The sequence below is a fragment of the Bacillus sp. JKS001846 genome (assembly GCF_900176455.1).
In the GTDB taxonomy this organism is placed as follows: domain Bacteria; phylum Bacillota; class Bacilli; order Bacillales; family Bacillaceae_G; genus Bacillus_A; species Bacillus_A cereus.
The window spans coordinates 2,173,111-2,195,257 of the sequence record NZ_FWYG01000001.1; the positions used below are offsets into that span (position 1 = coordinate 2,173,111).

Below are 22,147 nucleotides of genomic sequence, written 5' to 3' on the forward strand. Positions count from 1 at the left end.
TCTATAATGAATGAAAGGGGGAAGTGCCCGTGAGTGTAGATTTTGATTTTATTATACGAATCGGTGTTGCTGGCTTGTTAGGAGCAATGATTGGTATTGAAAGAGAAATTCGATCGAAAGAAGCTGGATTAAAGACTCATTTCCTCGTAGCGGTAGGAAGTGCGTTAATAATGGTTGTTTCGAAATATGCCTTTTCAGATATTGTGTTTGAAGAGCATATGTCTCTAGACCCAAGTCGTATTGCAGCACAAGTCGTTAGTGGAGTTGGTTTTTTAGGTGCAGGCACAATTATTATTCAAAAGCAGGCGGTGAAAGGATTAACGACCGCGGCTGGTTTATGGGCTACTGCCGGCATAGGATTAGCAATTGGAGCGGGAATGTATGTAGTAGGTATTGGAGCGACGATTCTCGTTTTAATTGGTTTAGAAATTGTAAGTCGTATTTTTAAGGTGCAATTTTTATTTCCACAAAATATAACAGTGCAAATGTTTGTAAATAAACATGAAGCGGTACAACAAATATTAGAAACACTACAAGTGAAAGGCATCCCAATACTCTCATATGAGGTGGAAGCTTCACAGCAAAGTACAGAAACTGTTTATAAGGTAGGGATGCAACTGAAAAATATATCGTCAGAAGAAAAGAATGAGTTTATTCAGCACATGCAAACATTACCGGAAGTTACATTTATAAAGTTAAAATCATAGTGTTGAAAACGAGGATAGATGTAGCAGGAATTTTGCTATCATCTATCTTTTTTGATATAAAATGCACGGAAAGTCAAGCGTTAATTTTATATGGAATGGATACATGTGTGAACGTTACCTTATTTTTTCTCAATACAGGACAAAAAGTAAAAATAGTAAAATAATGGAGCGGGACACTAAAAATGTAAGGTAGGGGAGAGCATGAAAGGCTATTCAAAGAAAATGTTAGTAGGGGTAAGTTTTGCTAGTTTAATGTTAGGGAGTTTTCAAGGGGTAAGTTTGGCAGAAGATACTAAGGGAGAGCAAGTTTCTTATCGAAATGTGCTCAAAATGGAGCCAGTCGGTGTACAACTACCAGTACAAGAATTAGCTCATTCATCGAAAGTGCTCGAAAGCAAGTCTTTTGAGAAAAGGTTACAATTTGCCGATTTATCACAAAGACCACCTGAGGTGAAAAAAGAAAGTAAGCAATTAGCTGTAGCGAAAACTTATACAATTGCCGAATTAAATCAATTAAGCAATCAGCAGTTAGCAGATTTACTTGTAACAATTGATTGGGAGCAAATTACGGGGCTATTTCAGTTTAATACAGACAGTCTAGCATTCTATCAAAATGATAGTAGGATGCAGGCGATTATTGATAAATTGAAGCAGCAAGGACAAGCCTATACGAAGGATGATTCAAAAGGGATTGAGACATTAGTAGAGGTATTACGTTCAGGATTTTATTTAGGATTTTATAATTCGGAACTTAGTAAATTAAATGAACGGAGTTATCATGATAAATGCTTACCTGCATTAAAAGCGATGGCTAACAATTCAAATTTCAAGCTGGGTACATTAGAGCAAAATAGAGTGGTATCATCATACGGAAAGTTAATAGGAAACGCTTCGAGCGATGTGGAAACGATAACATCGGCTGCAAAGATTTTTAAACAATATAATGATAATTTTTCTACATTAGTAGATAATCTTTCAGCTGGAAATGCTATTTACGATATTATGCAAGGTGTTGATTACGACATTCAATCGTATTTGTACGATACGAGGAAAGCACCGAAAGATACAGTATGGTATCAGAAAATAGATAGTTATATTAATGAATTAAGTCGTTTTGCATTAATGGGAACGATTACAGAAAAAAATGGTTGGCTTATTAATAATGGCATTTATTATACAGGTAGACTCGGTATGTTCCATAGTACAGGAACGAAAGGGTTACAAGTTGTAACAGATGCGATGAAAATGTATCCGTATTTAGGGGAGCAATATTTCGTAGCTGCTGAGCAAATTGCAACGAATTATGGCGGAAAAGATGCAAATGGTAAAGTAGTGAATTTAAATCAAATAAGAGAAGATGGAAAGAAAAAATATTTGCCAAAAACGTATACGTTTGATGATGGGGCAATTGTTTTAAAAGCTGGAGATAAAGTGACAGAAGAAAAAGTAAAACGTTTATATTGGGCGGCAAAAGAAGTAAAGGCACAATTCCATCGTACGGTTGAAAGTGATCAACCTTTAGAAAAAGGAAATCCTGATGATGTATTAACGATGGTTATTTATAATAGCCCAGCAGAATATCAATTTAATCGTCAATTGTACGGTTATGAAACGAATAACGGTGGTCTTTATATAGAAGGAACAGGTACGTTCTTTACTTATGAGCGTACGCCAGAAGAAAGTATTTATAGTTTAGAAGAATTATTCAGACACGAGTTCACGCATTATTTACAAGGTAGATATGAAGTACCAGGGTTATGGGGACAAGGGAAAATATATGAAAATGAAAGATTATCTTGGTTTGAAGAAGGAAATGCTGAATTTTTTGCAGGGGCAACGAGAACGGATAATGTTGTACCGAGAAAGAGTATTATAGGAAGATTATCTTCAAATCCAGCAGAGCGTTATACGGCAGAGCGAACGTTAAATGCAAAGTATGGAACGTGGGATTTCTATAATTATTCCTTTGCTTTACAATCGTATATGTACAATAAGAGATATGATATGTTCGATAAAATACATGATCTTATTAGGAAAAATGATGTAACAGCATATGATGCATATCGCTCTACATTAAGTAAAGATGCGAATTTAAATAAAGAATATCAGGACTATATGCAAATGCTAGTTGATAATCGTGAGAAATATAATGTGCCATTAGTATCAGACGATTATTTAGCGAATCATGCATCGAAGCCAGTTTCAGATATTGCAGCAGAAATAACAGCGGAAGCAAAATTGAAAAATGTATCAGTGAAGAAAAATAAATCACAGTTCTTTAATACATTCACACTACAAGGAACATATACAGGAACTGCAGCAAAAGGAGAATATGAAGATTGGAAAACAATTACACAAAACGTTAATGATACGTTAAAACGTTTAAGTGCAAAGGAATGGACAGGCTATAAAACAGTAACAGCATACTTTGTAAATTATCGCGTGAATACATCAGGACAATTTGAATATGATGTTGTGTTCCACGGTATTAATACAGAAGAAGGTGCAGAGAATAAAGCACCAGTTGCAGTTATAAACGGTCCGTATAGCGGAAATGTAAATGAAGCAATTTCATTTACAAGCGACGGATCAAAAGATGAAGACGGGAAAATTACTTCGTATAAATGGGAGTTTGGTGATGGAGCAGTAAGTAATGAGCAAAATCCAACTCACGTATATACAAAAGAAGGAACGTATACGACGAAATTAACGGTAACAGACGATAAAGGAGCAACTAATACTGCTACAGCGACTGTAACTGTTCAAAAGAAAGAAGATAACAGTGTAGAAAAAGAACCGAATAACTCATTCCAAACAGCAAACAAATTGCAGTTAAATCAAGTTTTACGTGCTAGTTTAGGAAATGGCGATACAAGTGATTTCTTTGAAATTAATGTGGAGACTGCTAAAAACCTTCAAATTAACGTAACGAATGAAAATAATATTGGAATGAACTGGGTACTTTATTCTGAAGCAGATTTAAATAATTATGTTACGTATGCTCAGCAACAAGGGAATAAACTAGTAGGTAGTTACTATACGTATCCAGGGAAGTATTATTTACATGTGTATCAGTATGGCGGGGGGACAGGGAATTATACGGTGGAAGTGAAGTAGTAAAAGGGGAGTTATCTTGTTCAATGAATGGAAAAAGGTCTGTACTTTAATGAAAAAACAACTGCAGGCAATGTCTCTAATGATAATAACAAATTAAGTGTCGCGAGATGTTATATTTATATTAAACCAATCTAATCAGTAAATAAGATAAAATAGATGAACTAGTATTTCATCACGATGTAAGAAAAGTTATAAATATTAAGTGTTTTTAATTGAATTAAACTAAAGGATCAGAGTGTATCTGTAACAATAGATAGGCTCTGATCCTTATTATATTTAATTAACGCATATGAATTTAAGATAATTAATAAGTAAGCTAGCTAGCGGGATTCTTAAAATTCATTTATGTAATTAACTAAACAGAAAATTGTTATCACATTAGCAAGGGATACTAATAGAAAAGCGTGTCCCTTTACCTAATTCACTCTCTATTTCTATATCTCCGTTTAATTCTCTAATAATACTATAAGCAATCATAGTACCAAGCCCAGTTCCTTTTTCTGTTGTTGAATAGAATGGCAAAGCAATTCGTTTTATTTGTTGAGATGACATCCCAATTCCTGAATCAATAATATCAATCATGATATTTCCTTTTACTTTTTGTATATTTATTTGTAATAATCCACCATTTTTCATAGCCTCAATTCCGTTTTGGATGATGTTGTTTAGACAGAGTTTGAATTTTTCGGGGTCCCCATTTATATAAAAGGAATCTGTACTATTTTGTTTGATTTCAACTTTGTATGATAGAGCGAGTGGTGAAATAGTATCTTTCACCTGATTTAAAATGTGATTAATATCTATTTTTTCTTTTAGGGTATTCTGTGGTTTGGTTAAAGATAAATAGTTATTAATAGTAGATTGTATTTGCTGCATTTCAATTAACATGATTTCTAAGTATTGATCCTGAGATAGCTTAGAGGCATGTTTTTCATTTAATAATTGAGTGAATCCATGTACCGTGGTTAGTGGATTGTGGATTTCGTGTGCAATTGACGCTGCTAGTTCGCTAGCTATATAAAATTTTTCAGCCCGTTGCAGTTTTTCTTTCATTTTATATTTCTCAATCATTTCCTCTATAAAATAAACTGATAATAATACTGTGAAAATATTAATGACTATATAATTTAATAAAAATTCTATGAGAGTAGAGTCTATTTTACCTCCTGTATTTATTTGAGTTACAATACCGCAAATAGAAAGGGAAGCTGTACATACTAAAATAAGAAGTAAGCTTAATAATATCTTTTTTTCTTTAAAATACATAGGTAATAAGTAACGAAAGAGCATTGTTATAACAGAAATGATAGTAAAGATAATAAATGATGGAAGAACGCCATTTCCGCCTAAGTAAAACCGGTAAGAAAGATATAAAATTCCTATAAAAACAATGTTTTTTGTATTTCCATATAGAAAAACTAATATTATAGGAATAAAACGTAAATCATAAATAAATCCCACATGTAAATGAAAAGGAAAAGTCATACAAAAAATAATAGCAATGGAGGAAAGGATAGAAAATAACATATTATTACATGTTATTTTTTCTTTAAACTCTAGCCAAAATACGTGATAGCTAAGGATACAAATTATTATAATAAAGGTATTTAATAAAAGAGTAGAAATTCCCATAGTTTTGCATCTCCGATAGTTTGTAAGTAGAATTATGTATGAGTTGGACATAGATGTTTAGTATTAGTAGACTTTTTATCTAAAAAAGGAAGGGTACTTGAAAAGTGCTGTTATATTACTCGTATTAAAATTAATAAGGAAAATAGAAAAAAATAATAGATAAAAAATCTATTTAAATTTATGTACATATGAAATCATAAACTAACTTTTGTATAGGTGAAATTTGGATTGAGTTACTGATAAAATAAGTCTTTTTAAGTATGAATATTCTGTGAAAAAGATATGCGTGGTGACTCCTGTTTTGTAGCCTTCGTTATATTAACATGGAATATATCAAATTACAAAGTGAAATTTTAGAAAAATTTTATTAGTACATTTTATCTGAAATAGAAATGCTATTTATTTGAGTATTTTGGTACTTACTCGTATAAAACTTTGTTAGAAAAAGACTTTAAAATTTACATGTTTTTTATGAAGTGTAATATTGTAGCTTTATCTATGGGGCTTTCTCAATAACTATTAAGGCGAAAAGTTAAAATATATAGGTTTATAGATATGAATTATTACATAAAAACGCACTTAAAAAAGGATGTATGATGGTAATAGAATACAAACATCAAGGGGGAACTTAAAATGAAGTTAAATAAACTAGTGCTTAGTTGTGGAGTAGTTTCAGCATTAACACTTGGTGTGTTAGGGAATAATACTTATGCTGAAGAAGTACACAAAACGAATGATCCAATTCATGTAGTTGAACATGTTTCTGCAGACTTATTATTAACCCAAACAATGAATTATAGTGGCGAGGCTGTAACTTCTTTCGTATATGATGGGAGTACTGACTTAAGCTTCTCTATGAAAAATAATGGTCAAAATACAATGGGATATAGTGTAAAAGGTCCAAATACAGAGCTAATTGTTGGTGGTTATATAAAACCTGGAGAACAACAAATTAATGTTACAAATGTACGGAATGCTTTATCTCCATTACCGAATGGAACATATAAAATTTACGTTTCAAATGATGATGGTTCTAAGGGGCAATTCCAAGTTTCAGTAAGATCTGTGAATTAAATTTAAAACGCTTTGTTTTTAAGTTAATTTAATCTTTGCTTATTGGAAAGAAGCTAAAATGAATTGAGAATTACCGATAAAAATGAAAACGAGCACCTTATCTAATTGTGAGAGGGTGTTCGTTTTTTGCTATTAAACAGAAAATAATTATAAATATATTTTGATATCCCCATTGCTAACCTACTAGATTGTGTCAACGAGAGAATGTCTACTATAAAAGATATTAAAATAAAGATGATGTAACATTCCGCTAAATTATATGGGGAAATAGAAAAACCACCCTTATATGAGTGGTTTTTAGTAATTATTTTTAGGTTATACATTTAAAATTAGGCTAAGTTATAGAAATAATAAACATTTAATCTGTTGTTATTATTTTGGTTCTGGATAATGATTGTAGTATGAGATTCTAATAAATTCTTGGTAGACATTTGTTAATTTGGCATCTCTAAGAGCATCGTTGAATTTTTGCATACGTACACTCCCTTGAGCGTAGCCTCCACCTGGAGTATAAGGGTTTCTAGCTTCAAAGTCATCCAAAAATACTTTTAATTTTTTATAGTCTTGAGATTGATAGAAAGCCACAGCCTCTTCAGGAGTGACATCAAAGTAAGAGGATGACGTTGAGTTATAAGAAGCTGCTTGAGCAGTAGGTGCCTCTAGCATAGTTGCAGCTCCACCGAACATAGTAAGCGCCATAGAAGATACAATAATTTTTTTAAACATAATAAAACCTCCATGTAGAATATTAGATTAATAGTAACCCTGTAATCATTATAGTTACAATGAAAATGATTATCAAATGCAATATTGCATAATATATCCCGTTATTTTTGGGCAGTAAGACTCCCGCCCAAAAATTCAATGAAAGCAAAGAAGTTAGGTGGGAATCGGGCGGATTAAAGTTTCACTTTATTATTTGAACGAGAAGTCACCTTTATATTTAAATGGAGGAGTGTAATAGATTAAAAGAGGTGTATAAATTACTCAGGTTAACAAGAAAATGAAAAGGCTATTTTTAATAGGGGAAAGCTTAATAACTGGAGTAAAGGAATTGCTATTTATATATTTAACATACATATTTGTCTTTTAAATTGTAGGCGTGTTTTAGAATTTGTATATAGTAAATTCGTTAAAAAACTTGATAAATAATAAAATGTGTAAATTTTTTGACTATTTTATTAAAATTATTTAATATTTGTAATTTATTGTTTTATAATGATAATTGGGTCGATCGTGAATGTTTTAGATATTGCGATATATACTCGGATTAATTTATTTTAGGGAGGTTACAAAATTGGGTAAGAGAGTCATTATAAGAGTTTTTACATTATTATCAGTACTGGCATTATTCCTTAATGTATTTTTACCTAGGGCTAGTGCAGAGGTTATGACGCATGAGAAATATTCAATGGACTGGAGTTATAGTAATAGTCTAGGTAAGTACATTCGCACTGAAATGATTAAAAATTCAAGTGGTCAAATTGCTTATTGCTTAACCCTTGGATTAAAATCACCAAATGGTGAAGATCTTCCTGAAATGGGGAAAACAGATAATGTAGTATATAGAGTCTTATTAAATGGTTTCCCGCAAAAAAGTGCTGAACAGCTGGGAGTAGCTAATAAAAATGAAGCGCATTATGCAACGCAACTTGCGGTTTGGAATGCATTAGGTCAACTCGATGTAAATGAATTAAAACATGAGAATAAAAATGTTGAAAAAGCAGCTAAGGCTATTATTAGTAATGCTAACAATAGTGAAGAGACTCAAGATGTTTTTATGAATGTGATTCCTGCTGAAAAGCAAAAAGCAGAATTAAAGGGTGAATTCTTCGAAACAAATCTATATTCAGTACAAACAAATGCTAAGAGTGGTTCTTATAAGGTAGTAGCGAAAAATGCACCTAATGGAGTTAGAATTGTTAGTGAAAATGGAGAAGTGAAAGATCAGCTTTCAGTTGGAGAAAAATTTCGTATCCAAATTCCTAAGAATACAAAAACGGGTGAATTTAATTTAAGTGTTGCTGCTAATTTAACTAAAGTTCAAGCAATTGCTTATCGTGGTACGGATACTGTTCAGAATGCTACAGTACTATTAGAGAGAAATGAAGAAAAGCTTAGTAGTGATCTTGCAGTAAATTGGGAAGCAGCTGGTTCTTTAAAAATTAAAAAGGTTGGAGAAAATGGAGAAGTTTTAGCTGGTGCAGTATTTGAGGTCTTTAATGCAAATAATGAATCAGTCGGAAAAATCACGACTGGTGCTGATGGTATGGCAGAATTAAACAACTTACCAATTGGTACTTACACATTAAAAGAAATTAAAGCACCAACAGGCTATGTTTCAGATGATAAACCACAAACTATTGAAGTTAAGACAGGGGAAACAGGAGCTGTCCAAATAGTAAATAACAAAGTAAAAGGTAACATCGAAATTAAAAAGCTTAGTGATTCAGGAAAGATTTTACCAAATGTTGAATTCACAGTCTTCACTGAAGATGGAAAAGAAGTGAAAAAAGTAGTAACAAAAGAAAATGGAATTGCAAACGTTGAAGATCTTACGTATGGTAAATATTATTTCTTAGAGACAAAAACACCTAATGGATATATTGGAAATAAAACAAAGTATCCTTTTGAAATTAAAGAGCACAATAAAACACTTACTTTTACAGTGGAAAATACCGAAGTGAAAGGTAGTGTAAAATTACTAAAAGTAGATAATGAAGATATTAGTAAAAAATTAGAAGGTGCAGCATTCGAGCTAAAAGATGCAAGTGGAAAAGTAGTTGGGGAATATAAGACAGATAAAAATGGTGAGATTAACGTCAAAGATTTAGCGTATGGTAAATATTCATTTGTAGAAAAGGCTTCTCCAAATGGTTACGTTCTTGTTAAAGAACCGATTACGTTCGAAATAAAGGAACATGGAAAGATTATTGAGTTATTGGCAGTTAATCATCTTATCAAAGGTGATCTAGAAATTACAAAGGTAGATGTAGCTGATGGAAATAACAAGCTTCCAAATGCAGAATTTACAATTTATAACGAAGCAGGAAAAGAAGTAGTAAAAGGTAAAACAGATGATAAAGGTATCGCTAAATTTGAAAAGCTACCATTTGGAAAATACACATATAAAGAAACTGTTGCACCAAACGGTTATATCTTAAATGAAGAGACGTTTTCTTTTGAAATTAAAGAGAATGGTCAAATCATTAAACACGTTGTCAAAGATGAGAAGATTCCTTCAATAAAAACAACAGCTACTGATAAAACAGATGGTACAAAAGAAATGCACACGTCTAAGTCTGTAACAATCCAAGATAAAGTGGAATTCAAAGACCTACAAGTAGGTAAAGAGTACACTTTAAAAGGTAAATTAATGGATAAAAAGACTAATAAACCATTCGTTGTAAATGGTAAAGAAGTAACAGCTGAAACGAAGTTTACACCAAAAGAAGCAAATGGTTCTATTACATTAGACTTCACATTTGATGCAACTGGTTTAGAAGAAAAAGAAGTAGTAGTATTTGAAGAGTTACTGAAAGACGGAAAAGTTGTTACGACACATGCTGATATCAATGATAAAGATCAAACAGTTAAGTTCGTTAAGCCATCAGTAAAAACGACAGCAACAAACAAAGCTGATGGTGGAAAAGAGATTCATTCAAAGGATTCTATCACAATCCAGGATAAAGTGGAGTACACTAACTTAGTTGTTGGTAAAGAGTACACTGTAAAAGGAAAATTAATGAACAAAGCTATTAACAAACCATTACTAATTGATGGTAAAGAAGTAACAGCTGAGACTAAATTTACTGCAAAAGAAAAGAACGGTTTTGTAACATTAGACTTTACTTTTGTTGGTGCTGAACAGCAAGGAAGAGAAGTAGTTGTGTTCGAAGACTTATTACATGAAGGGCAAGTAATTGCAACTCACGCTGATATTAACGATGTAGGTCAAACAGTTCGATTTGTAGAGCCTTCTATTAAAACGACAGCTACAAATAAAGCTGATGGTTCTAAAGAGTTAGACGCTTCTAAAACTGTAACAATCCAAGATAAAGTGGAATACAAAGACTTAATCGTGGGTAAAGAGTACGTAGTAAAAGGTAAACTAGTGGATAAAGCAACAAACAAGCCATTATTAGTTGATGGTAAAGAAGTAACAGTAGAATCTAAGTTTACTGCTAAAGAGAAGAATGGTTCTATCACATTAGACTTCACTTTCAATGCTTCTGCATTACAAGGTAAAGAAGTAGTAGTATTTGAAGAACTGTATCAAGATAATATATTAGTAGCTATTCACGCTGAAATTGAAGATAAGGGACAAACAGTGAAATTTAAAGAGGGAAAACCGGAGCAACCAAAACCAGAACAGCCGAATTCAGGTAAAAATACGCCAACACCAGAGCAACCTAACGAGCAAGTAAAAGAACAACCACAACTTAAGAAAGAAATTCAATCTAAAATTGGATGGTTACCGCAAACAGGTACTAATCTTACAAGTTGGATTTCTATGGCTGCAGGAGCATTACTGTTAATTGTTGGTGGAGTGATTTTCTTAAAACGTAAAAATGCATAGAAATTAAAAAATAAGCACATCTGTTTTTATAACAAGATGTGCTTATTTTTATCATTTTAGCCAAGAAGACTCCTATATTTAAGCGTGAATGGCATTTAAAATAGCAACCATATTTTATAGGTAATTTTGAACAGTTAAAAGAAATATTACAGGAGGGTGAAAAGCAAGGAGTTTTTCATTTCTTCTCCATAAATCATACAATACATTGGATCACTTCTATTGTTTTATTTCCAAAGTTTAAAAAGTTTATTGATTTTTTAGGACCAAATGAAACGAATGATACAAATCATGAATGGATGCCAGAAAACTTAGTGGACAGGGTTGTTACTGCATTAACAGATAAACCTATTGTGTAAATTATTCAGTGTTTATGAATTCTATTATTACTATTTAAAGCCTAATTTCTCAATGTATTGTAGAGAAATTAGGCTTTTTTTATCAATTCATTAAAGTTTTTATAATTCAAAGACTCAAGTTAATGATTATATTTTCAAGTATTCGTTTTGAGCTACATAGATATAGTTTTCGTTGCAACTGTTTGTTGAAATATTTTATCATGCTCAACAATAACCATTGTGGGATTAAATTGTTGAATAAGTTCTTCAATCTGCATGCGGGAATAGATATCTATAAAATTTAGTGGTTCGTCCCATATATATATATGAGCTTTTTCACATAAACTTTTAGCGATAAGCAGTTTTTTCTTTTGTCCACCAGAATAATGAGATATATCTTTTTCAAATTGAATTCGGTCAAAGTCCATCTTACTTAGGATGGACTTAAATAAGGTTTCATCAATCTTGTGCTCTTCAATAAAGCCTGATAGTGATCCCTTCAAATGAGAAGTATCTTGTTGGACATAGGAAATGATGAGTCCTGTACCTAAAGTAACTAAGCCTGTATGCTGTATCGGATGTCCTAGAATTAGTTTTAGGATACTACTTTTTCCGCTCCCATTCGTTCCATCAAGTACAATTCGGTCACCTTGTTCAACTATGAAGCTAATCGGCTCATTCACAATTTGATCATTGTACTTAACGGATACGTCAACTAAAGTAACCAATTCATTTGATTTAAATTGCAATTGTTCCAATTTTAATGACTCAGTTTTTTCCACATTTTTTAGTAATTTTGATTTTTCCTCAATAGCTTTTTGTTGCCTTGATTCAAGGTTTTTTGCTCTTTTCATCATCTTGGCTGCTTTATGTCCTACAAACCCCTTATCCAACTTAGAGCCTGAATTCCTCGTTCCATTTTTTGAAGCTTCCACGTCATTAGACCAACTTGCTGAACGTTTGGAAGACTGTTTTAATCGCCCTATGTCTTTTTGTAGACGCTCATTTGTAGCCTTCTCGTGTTCTTGCTGTCTATCAAAATTTAACTTCCAAGAAGAATAGTTACCACTTTGAACCTCAATATTTGCTCTATTAATAGATAGGATATGGTCAACGCACCCATCTAAAAAGATTCTGTCATGTGAAATTAAAATAAATCCTTTTTTCTTCCTTAGATAATCGGAGACTATCTTTCGTGCATCTGTATCTAAGTGATTTGTTGGTTCATCAATTAATAGAAATTGACCCGCATTTAAAAACAGTGCAGCAAGCAACACTTTTGTTTGTTCCCCATTTGATAATGTTTTAAATGGTCTGTACATGACCTCAGCATCAACATTTAAATAGGATATCTCACGTAGAAGTTCCCAATCTGCGGCTTGGGGACAAATTTCTTCAAGGATTTCATGAGTGAATTTGTTCTTATCTGAAACAGAGTAGGGGAAGTAATTGAATTCTACTGAAGCAAGGATTTTCCCGCTATACTCATAATTCCCTAACAATAAATTAAAGAATGTCGTTTTACCTCGTCCGTTTCTACCAATAAATCCTAGCTTCCAATCCGTATCTATTTGGAAGTTTACACTTTCAAAAATATTATCAAAGCTACCTGGGTATGAAAAAGTTAAGTCTTGGACCTTTATCATTGACATAATAATTCCTCCTTTATATATCGAAACGTTTCATATAAAGTCGGAACATCCATCCATTTTTTAATTCCTCTATATAAGTTTGATGGATATTAACGACTTATATAGAGCATTACATGTGTAACAATAGTATCTGAAGTACTCATTTTTCTCGCTCCTTTATTTGTGAAGTACATTTAACAATTAGTAAGTTTCAACTAAGACAAACGGGAATAAAAAAATCCCCCAATTTGTAATCGGAAGGATTAGTCTTTCGTCTATACTTAATAAGTACTTATTAATCATTTGAATCATGACAAATAAAGTATGAACTGAATTTTAAAAATGGATAGACTAACCCTATATTTTGTAGTTTGAAGTTATAAAATTCAACTTAAAATATAAATTAGTTAATCATTATTCATCCATCATTCCTTTCATAATTCTATTTTTAGAGTAACATTCTTTTTAGGGAGATGCAATATTGGCTTCAATTTCATCTAATTCTAAATCATTTATAATTCTTTGAGTAAGGAGATAAAACTTTACCGCCCTTTTTATAAACATCACATTTTTGTTCAATAGGTCATGTCTTTTGTCCGTTAAAAAGGGAGGATATGAAATTGACATCAACTTTTTGTGTAACTATAATAGTTACAGTTGGTTTCGTAAACTAATTTGAATTTCTATTTTAATGATAGTATATTTTCATTCCTTTTTAAGTGTGACAGATAGCAACTATAATCCAATAGAGGAGTAGATTCTATCTCATATGTAAAGAGTAGATAAGTTGTACCCGCCAAATTTACGATGCTCAAATACTTAAAAAATTACATTTTTCAGCTTATCCTTTTTAGAATCCTCAGTATTGATAATTGTAAACATCTACAAAAAGTTAATAAGATTGTTGTGTGTAGAAAGAAATCTTTTAAAAAGGTCATAATATGGATAATAGATAGCACACATTTTAATTAGTAGGACTTGTGCCACCATCAAGCCATTTTTTAATAAAAGTATAGAAAAATCAAGAAGGTGAATCCATTGCGTAAACATGTATATGTGCAATTTTATGTATTGATATTGGCTTTAATAACTTATATAAGCTTTTGCTTTATATTTTTATTTGTTTTTCCGAATCATTATTTCGTATCAGATTTTAATATCCGACTATCATCTTTAGTCGTTGAAACTACTGTATTTATCTCATTACTGTATTCTATATTATCCCAAAAAATTAAGTTAGGAGTATTCTGGGTTTGCATTACTATTGCAATAGGGTGTTTTTTGATAGGAAATTTCATATCCGCTTTTCAAGTACTTAATGTAGAATTGCCAATACAAAATTTTAATATTTCTGATGTATTTCTACTGTTTTTCTTATTCTTCTTTCTTTTTGCGTTCTTTTATAAAATTATGATGGAATGTAACAAATGGGAGAAAGCGTATTTACTTTGTGATTTATGCATTGTTGTTACTGCTATTTTTACATTAGAGTGGTACCTATTTAATAAACCATCTGCAAATATTTTATTCTTATCAATTGGAGATGTTTTTCTCTCATTTATTTTTCCGATTATAGATTTATTGCTTCTATTACTTGGAGTTACACTGATCTTTCGACCTGCTATTTTCAATGCAAAAAGTAAATTGTTTATTTTTATCCTAGTATTAACTGGATTGGCTATTACGGACTATTTGTATTTTTACTTACAAGGTGATTTGTCAGAGCGTTCAGTTATATTTTTAAGGTGTTTGTATAGAGTTTTCCTATTATTTATCGCTATTGCTGCTACAATCCCAAAGAATACTTCTTCTAAAAGAAATTATTTTATTATTAATCCGACATTTGGAGAGAAACTTCTTGGTATATTCCCTTATCTTGCAGTTGCAGTCTTAATTGGCTTTACTTTGAAAGAGCAAACTTCTTCAGCTACATTAATTACGGGAAATTGTATTGCTTTTGTATTTGTACTGATTCGTCATACAATCGTACGAATGCAAAACAAAGAGTTAACTAAAACATTAAAAGTGTTTAATAATCAATTAGAACAAACAGTATCTCAAAGAACAAGGGATTTAATAAATAAATCTAATGATTTAGTAAAAAATCAAGAGAGATTTAAGTCATTATATGAGTATCATCCGGATCCTATTTTAACGATTGATTCAAACGGTATCGTATTAAATATAAACCAGGCTGGAAGTATGTTATTAGGAAAAGAAAGTGCTGCATTGATAGGCAAAGAGTGCTTCTCTATTTTTTTAGATGAAGATAAATCTGAATTGGAAGCAGCTATAAAGAAAGGGAAACGATGTAGTTCATCTTCACTACAGTTACGTGTGAAAAATAACAATGAGAAAGATATACTCTTTTGGTATGTCACTATAGTTCCTATTATGATAGAAGGACAAACCTTTGGGAGCTATGTAATGGTAAAAGACATAACAAGGATGAAACTACAACAGGAAGAGATAAATTACCTTGCATTCCATGATACGGTGACGGAGATTGGAAATCGTATATTCTTCCAACAAGAATTAGATAGATCTATTAAGCGTGCACAAAAAACACAGGATAAGTTTGGGCTCCTGTATATTGATTTAAATCGCTTTAAGACTATTAATGATACATTGGGTCATTCGATTGGTGACAAGGTTTTAAAAGAAGTTGCCAAACGTTTTAGGACATGTCTGTCACCGACTATTCCTCTAGCAAGAATAGGTGGTGATGAGTTTGCGATCATTGTCCATAACCAAACAGAGCAACAGCTATTGGATTTGTGTAAAACTCTATTTCGTAAAACTGAAGAACCATTTGTAGTAAATCAGCATAGTTTTTACTTATCTCTTAGTATAGGAATAGCAGTGTATCCATTTGGAGGAATAAATACTACTACACTTTTACAACACGCTGATATCGCTATGTATAGCGCAAAGGAAAAAGGTAACAATGCTGTTTGTATGTATGACGAGACATTATCTCAAAAAGTAACTCGTCGATTACGATTAGAACAGGATTTACCAAATGCAATTGAAAATAATGAGTTGTTTTTATTGTATCAACCACAAATTGATAGTAAGGCAGGTAAGGTTATTGGTGCAGAGGCTTTAATACGTTGGCAACATCCAGAGCTTGGACTGATTTCTCCTTTTGAGTTTATACCTATCGCAGAAGAAACGGCGCAGATTATTTCAATTGGGAAGTGGACGTTACAGAAAGCGTGTCAACAACTGAAAGAATGGCATTCTGCGGGCTTTTCAAATCTAAAGATGGGGATAAATTTATCAGCTATAGAGTTTGAACAGAAAGATTTTGTTCAAACCATTATATCTACCATAGAAGAGATAGGAGTACCTGCTAATTCGATTGATTTGGAATTAACAGAGCGAATAGCAATGGTAGATGAAAAGGAAACCTTATCGAAGTTAAAAGCATTAAAATCATATGGTGTACATTTATCAATTGACGATTTTGGTACAGGTTATTCTTCATTAGCGTATCTGCCTCTTTATCCAATTGATACTTTGAAAATTCCAAGAGAATTTGTTAATAGGATTGGAACTTCTACTGATGGAGATGAAATTATACAAACCATTATTTCACTTGCTCATACTTTAAACATGAAAGTGATAGCAGAAGGGGTAGAAACGAAGGAACAATTAACAGTGTTACAACGTAATGCATGTTATCTAATTCAGGGCTATTACTACAGTAAACCTGTAAATGAAGATGAATTTATTGGTTTTTTAAGTACAATACAAAATGAATAAGTGAAAAATCAGTATATGTATGAAATAAAGTGAAAAGACGATCTATCCATATGGATTTGAACGTCTTTTCACTTTATTTTCAGTAGTTATGCAGCAAGGTTTCAGCCTTTGAAAGTAAAATAAGTATCTATATTCCTTGTATTTAGGGCTAATGGGATATGAGGTGAAAGTTGCTTCTTGTGAAACCGCATTAGGGACAGCTCGTATATTCTTAAAGCAATTTGAAAAAGCGGAAGAACATTTCAATCGTTCCATTGACCTTTTGCAAAAACATAATGAAGAAAAATTGATTTTAATAGTAAGGCATAATCTAGGACTATTATATGCAACTCAAAATTTATCTAAATTAGCAATTCGTCATTTATCAGAAGTCACAGAGAAGAATATTGCCCATTTTAAAGCAGTGTTCTTACAAGCGCGTGAACACTATAAGCTAAGAAAAACAAATATTGTAAAAGAACTTATTGAAAAAGGATTAGCAGTTTGTATGGAATTAGGAAATGAAGAGTATGTATATCATTTCAATATTTTACGTTCTCTTAATGAAGATGAAGCAATTAAACTCTTAGAAGAAGTGAAAAAAGTATTTCTTACTTCGAAAAGCAAGGTTTATGGGATTTCGTAGAAGAATATGCAGATCTAAAAAAGGAAGAAATTATACAATAATCACATGCTATCATTTTTAATAGCTAATTAACAAAAGGACTCCAATTATGGAGTCCCTTTGTTAATGGGATAATGCTTTAGTTTATCTAATTATAACAATATTTGTAAAAAGTGTAAAGGGGTCCTAGTTTGGAGGGGGAATTATTTAATCTTTTTTATTTAATAAAGGGATGATATTTAGTTATCTGCGCTTCTTAATTATGTTTTTTATCACAATTTGAAGTAAATTTCAGTTAATCTTATTTATTTTATAGGAATTATAAGTTATACTAAAAGTAGGTGCAAAATGTACCATTTGAAAAAGAGTGCATTGCAAAAAGGAATCCGTAAAGGATTCCTTTTTTGTTTCTTTTAAAATGAAGCAACGTTCTAATTATCTCTTTCTTTTTTTATGAATGAACTACCAATGTATAAATTTAAAAGGTATTTTTGGAAAATTGCCATATTCCTGTAACAAAACAAAGGTATGTTATGTGTGTTAAATATAAAGAGAAAGAAGGAAAAGTTGTGAAAAAAGTTTTGCCAATTGTTGCGTTATTAGGCATGATGAGTTTTGGAGTACAGGAAATGAATGTAAGAGCTGATACATACCACAAGGGCGATTCAAAAATTAGTTTTTGGGATTCGAAAAGAAAGGGTACTAATTTCATGAATAGTACGTCATTACCTGAAAACTATAAAAGTGCAAAAGAAGCTAATATTGAATATGTACGTTTAGCACCTGATAAATGGGCAAAAGATAAAGATTTTCTATTTGAGGATAAACCAGATACTTCTGGAAAGGATTTTCTGATAGGTAATGCAGATAACTATCGGGGATTAGTAAAGGAAGATCTAGAAAAATTAAAGGCGGATTTAGATGCCGCACAATCACAAGGAATGAAAGTCGTTCTTACAATGTTATCCTTACCTGGTGATCGATGGCGCCAATTTAATAATAATAAGAATGACGACAGAATATGGGAAGAAGAGAAGTATCAAGAACAAGCAAGTCAATTTTGGAAGGACCTCGCTCTGGAACTAAAAGATCACCCCGCGGTGGTTGGTTATAATATTATAAATGAACCACATCCAGAAACAGCTAAAAATAATAGATATAATGATTTTTGGACGGAAGATTACGAGAAATGGTATGCAAAAGTAAAAGGAACGACAGCTGATTTAAACAGATTTTATGAAAAGGTGATTAACTCCATTCGTGAAGTGGACAAAGAAACACCGATTATTTTAGATTCAGGTTTATATGCTACTCCATGGGCCTTTAAATACTTAAAGCCAGTAAAGGATAAAAAAACGCTTTACGCATTTCATATGTATGAACCATATGAATTAACGAGTCAAGGTGAAAAGAAAAATAAAGAATATCAATATCCAGGATTAGTAAAAGTAGGAGACTTAGAGAAACCTGTAATGTGGAATAAGCAGGGATTAGAGAAATTTTTGAAGCCAATTCAACAATGGTCTAAGAAAAATCATGTACCATCTAATCGAATTATTGCAGAGGAGTTTGGAATTAACCGTACTGTTCCAGGTGCTACCCAATACATGCAAGATCTTATTTCTATCTTTAACCAAAAAGGATGGCATAAATCATTCTATGCATTCCGTGAAGACACATGGACAGGGATGAATTATGAATTGGGAACAGAAAAAATAAAATGGGATGAAGAGGGTAAACCGATGCGTCAAGATAATTCACTCTGGGATGTAATAAAAAAAGATTTACAAACGCGTAAATAGTTTAGAATATTAGGTTTAAGGACTAAATATAAGCATCTAATTCAAATAGAATTAGATGCTTTTTATTTCGAAAAAAGGTGGAGTTGAATTAAAGGTTCCATCTTTTCTTTTGCATAAAGAGTACCAATCAGGTTTATTTACAACGAAAAATAAGATTTTTAGAGAATAGCTTAGAAAAAAATTGTGGAGGTTCAAACAAATGTGGTCACAATTGTTTAAACCTTTAAAGTAAAAAAAATTTATGAATTTTTCGTGAGATCCCAACCTTTAAATGTTGTAATTTATTTACTTATTTCTCCAATTGGATATATTTCTCTAATTGGATGGAAGTTTAGAATACAGAATCAAAACATAATAGGCTGTTATCGATGAGTTTATCGTAAAGTTGTTATTTAATGTGTCATCAAATAACATTTATATACAATAATACATAAAGAAAAGGAGATATTTATGAAAAAATATAGAGTAATAGACACAATTTAAATAGTATGAATAGTTTAGATTGTAAAAACATGGAGAAGAAAACAAAAAAACTTAAGAGTACTAAGGAAAAATGAGGGAGATAATATGGGGAATAATTCAAAACATAAAACTAGAAAAATACTTGCGGCCACTGCTACAGTAACTATGCTTGCGACTGGAATGATTTTTTCATCGGATGTCTTTGCGGAGCAAAAGGAGCAGCAAAAAAATTTATCGACATCATTGCAAAAAGAAAAGTCAGTTAAATCAGAAAATAGAACATTTACAGTCCCAGGAAAAGGGGATGTTGAGGTACTGAAACAACAGGAAAGAAAAAGTATGGCATTTAGTCCATATGAACCAACTGGTTTATATGCAAAGCCAAATGAACAAATAACGATTAATGTAGAAGGTAATCAAGATATTCAGGTATATATTGGAACTTATTCGTATGATGCTTCTTGGAGAGAAGATTCTAAGATAAAATCATTTACATTAAAACCTGGTATAAACACAATCCAATCTCCAAGTGGGGGGATGATTTATTTTTATAATAAACAACAAGGGGGTACCATTCGAACAACAATCACAACAGGTGGAACGACTACGCCTTTCTTTGAACTAGGAAAGCATACGAAACAAGATTTAATAAACATGCTGGACCAATATCCTAATGCACATGCAGTGGAGTTAAAAGGAGAACGTGTATTAATTACGGCCAGCCTTGCACGTGTTAAGAAATATTTGTTGGGTTCTAATACAGATCCTGTACAACTCTTAAAAAAGATGGATGAAGCTACTCGAATTCAAGACAAAGTAGCTGGATTATCCGAAGAACAAGTAGATAAACATTATGTTCATTACGTAGAAGAAAATCATTCTCCCGATTATTATATGTATGCAACTTCTTATCGAACAGCATATGTAGGAGATGCAATCCAATACGTGTTAGATGTTAATAAATTTATAACAGATGGTTGGGGCCCTTGGCATGAGGCAGGACATTTGAGACAACAATCGCCCTGGAAGTTTTATAATATGACAGAAGTACAAAATAATATATACAGCCTTTCTGTAGAAAAAGCATTTAATCAACCATCCAACTTAGAGAAAAGTGGAATTTATCCAAAAGCATTTCAATATCTAGAACAAGTGAATAAAAATTATGATGAAATTAGCGATGTTTTTGTAAAGCTTGTTATGCTTTGGCAACTACAGTTAGCGTATGGAGAGGATTTCTATCCTAAATTGCATCAATTGTATAGAGACATGCCTTCAGGTGAACTTCCACAAACTGATGAAAATAAAAAACAATTATTTATGATTTCAGCATCAAAAGTAGCCAAACAAAATTTGATTCCTTTCTTTGAGAAGTGGGGATTACGTCCAAATAACGATACCATTCAAAAAGTAGCTGCATTAGGATATCCAATTTTAACAGCAGAGATTTGGAAGGGGACGGATTCTAATCCAATTAAACCAGATATGCCTAATGTAAATAATATTTTAGAAGGAAACCAGTTTGCATGGTCGCTAAAAGGAATTAGTGATTTCGAGTTTGCAAAAATTAATTTCAATAAGTCGACAGAAGAAATGCAAGTAGACTTAAAAGCAGGCGTACCGCATCATTATTTTAATGAAACATATGCGAGTATTAAAGTACAAAATGCAACAGGGAAAGTAGTATACAATAAAGACATTTATGGAAATAAACAACAAAATGCTGAATCGCAAAAAGTTTCAGTCAAAGTAGGAGATTATATTGAGTTAACACATCTAGAAGGTTTGCATAGAGCTACTCTCACAAATATAGATAATAGTAAACAAGAGAGCTTTGGAAAAAAAGCCATGTACGAAGTTACAAAGGAAGGTCTGAAGAAAGTAAATCAAATTGTTAATCCGAAACCGGACACAGAAGCTCCAACACAGCCACAAGGATTATATGCAAGCAACCTTACTTCTAACAGTGTAGAGCTAAAATGGAATCCTTCTACAGATAATGTAGGTGTAAAAGAATATCAGGTATTACGCGATGGACAATTGATTCAAACGGTACAAGGAACGACGTTTACTGATCAAAACTTAACAGTTAATAAGGAATATAAATATGCAGTGAAGGCTGTAGATGCAGCTGGAAATACATCAATCCAAAGTGAAATTCTTCTTGTAAAAACCAAAGATCAAAATGTATCTTATGAAAAATGGGATCCAAAGAAGGCATATACAAAGGGCGATAAAGTAGAACATCAAGGGACAGTGTATGAAGCTGTTCAAAATCATCAAGGAAATGGTGACCCGAATTGGATATTTGCACTATCGTTATGGAAAGCAATTACAATCAATTAATATGTAAGAATCAGATGTAAAGATAGAACAACATCCAGTATTTTAAAGAATTACTGGATGTTGTTTGAATTTTGATAGATTTCTCTACTA

The 22,147-nt window shown here is 31.9% G+C and carries 11 protein-coding genes and 1 pseudogene; 9 read left to right on the top strand and 3 right to left on the bottom strand.

All coding sequences use genetic code 11. The features are described from left to right. The first annotated feature begins 29 nt into the window (after positions 1–29). On the top strand, positions 30–707 hold the full coding sequence (locus B9A45_RS11810) for an MgtC/SapB family protein (RefSeq protein WP_000109721.1): 678 nt from the start codon (positions 30–32) through the stop codon (positions 705–707). A 201-nt stretch (positions 708–908) separates the two neighbouring features. Beyond that, positions 909–3,824 carry a collagenase ColA gene (gene colA / locus B9A45_RS11815; protein WP_084064057.1) on the top strand — a complete coding sequence of 972 codons (2,916 nt, stop codon included), beginning with the start codon at positions 909–911 and terminating at the stop codon, positions 3,822–3,824. A gap of 378 nt (positions 3,825–4,202) precedes the next feature. Here colA and B9A45_RS11820 read toward each other — a convergent pair whose 3' ends face one another. After that, positions 4,203–5,456: a sensor histidine kinase gene (locus B9A45_RS11820; RefSeq protein WP_084064058.1), complete on the bottom strand. Its 1,254-nt coding sequence runs from the start codon at positions 5,454–5,456 to the stop codon at positions 4,203–4,205. 633 nt (positions 5,457–6,089) lie between these two features. On the opposite strand from B9A45_RS11820, the gene B9A45_RS11825 reads away from it, so the two are divergent. Continuing rightward, complete coding sequence (locus B9A45_RS11825) at positions 6,090–6,530, top strand: hypothetical protein (RefSeq protein WP_000773526.1); 441 nt, start codon at positions 6,090–6,092, stop codon at positions 6,528–6,530. A gap of 372 nt (positions 6,531–6,902) precedes the next feature. On the opposite strand, the gene B9A45_RS11830 is transcribed toward B9A45_RS11825, so the two are convergent. Beyond that, complete coding sequence (locus B9A45_RS11830; RefSeq protein WP_000473483.1) at positions 6,903–7,256, bottom strand: hypothetical protein; 354 nt, start codon at positions 7,254–7,256, stop codon at positions 6,903–6,905. 571 nt (positions 7,257–7,827) lie between these two features. Between B9A45_RS11830 and B9A45_RS11835 the strand changes: the two genes are divergently transcribed. Then, on the top strand, positions 7,828–11,109 hold the full coding sequence (locus B9A45_RS11835; RefSeq protein WP_084064059.1) for a VaFE repeat-containing surface-anchored protein: 3,282 nt from the start codon (positions 7,828–7,830) through the stop codon (positions 11,107–11,109). Positions 11,110–11,213: 104 nt separating this feature from the next. Next, positions 11,214–11,465: pseudogene (locus B9A45_RS11840) on the top strand (TetR/AcrR family transcriptional regulator); the annotation flags it as partial. Between the two features lie 152 nt (positions 11,466–11,617). Here B9A45_RS11840 and B9A45_RS11845 read toward each other — a convergent pair. Then, positions 11,618–13,096, bottom strand: a complete 1,479-nt coding sequence (locus tag B9A45_RS11845) for an Lsa family ABC-F type ribosomal protection protein (protein ID WP_000061799.1) — start codon at positions 13,094–13,096, stop codon at positions 11,618–11,620. Positions 13,097–14,113: 1,017 nt separating this feature from the next. Here B9A45_RS11845 and B9A45_RS11850 point away from each other — a divergent pair. The 4 genes from B9A45_RS11850 to B9A45_RS11865 all read left to right on the top strand — a co-directional run bounded on the left by B9A45_RS11850 (position 14,114) and on the right by B9A45_RS11865 (position 22,057). Further along, positions 14,114–16,843, top strand: coding sequence for a sensor domain-containing protein (locus tag B9A45_RS11850; RefSeq protein WP_141536895.1), 2,730 nt, complete (start codon positions 14,114–14,116; stop codon positions 16,841–16,843). Positions 16,844–16,994: 151 nt separating this feature from the next. After that, positions 16,995–17,468, top strand: a complete 474-nt coding sequence (locus tag B9A45_RS11855) for a tetratricopeptide repeat protein (RefSeq protein ID WP_002026151.1) — start codon at positions 16,995–16,997, stop codon at positions 17,466–17,468. A gap of 512 nt (positions 17,469–17,980) precedes the next feature. Continuing rightward, on the top strand, positions 17,981–19,249 hold the full coding sequence (locus B9A45_RS11860; protein ID WP_058840220.1) for a glycoside hydrolase family 5 protein: 1,269 nt from the start codon (positions 17,981–17,983) through the stop codon (positions 19,247–19,249). A 567-nt stretch (positions 19,250–19,816) separates the two neighbouring features. Beyond that, entirely contained in the window at positions 19,817–22,057 is a 2,241-nt protein-coding gene (locus B9A45_RS11865) for a M60 family metallopeptidase (RefSeq protein ID WP_084064061.1), read from the top strand. Positions 22,058–22,147 lie beyond the last annotated feature (90 nt).

Coding starts and splice junctions, on each gene's coding strand:
- colA (WP_084064057.1), top strand. CDS start 909: ATGAAAGGCTATTCAAAGAAAATGTTAGTAGGGGTAAGTTTTGCTAGT.
- B9A45_RS11820 (WP_084064058.1), bottom strand. CDS start 5,456: ATGGGAATTTCTACTCTTTTATTAAATACCTTTATTATAATAATTTGT.
- B9A45_RS11825 (WP_000773526.1), top strand. CDS start 6,090: ATGAAGTTAAATAAACTAGTGCTTAGTTGTGGAGTAGTTTCAGCATTA.
- B9A45_RS11830 (WP_000473483.1), bottom strand. CDS start 7,256: ATGTTTAAAAAAATTATTGTATCTTCTATGGCGCTTACTATGTTCGGT.
- B9A45_RS11845 (WP_000061799.1), bottom strand. CDS start 13,096: ATGTCAATGATAAAGGTCCAAGACTTAACTTTTTCATACCCAGGTAGC.
- B9A45_RS11855 (WP_002026151.1), top strand. CDS start 16,995: ATGGGATATGAGGTGAAAGTTGCTTCTTGTGAAACCGCATTAGGGACA.
- B9A45_RS11860 (WP_058840220.1), top strand. CDS start 17,981: ATGTGTGTTAAATATAAAGAGAAAGAAGGAAAAGTTGTGAAAAAAGTT.
- B9A45_RS11865 (WP_084064061.1), top strand. CDS start 19,817: ATGGGGAATAATTCAAAACATAAAACTAGAAAAATACTTGCGGCCACT.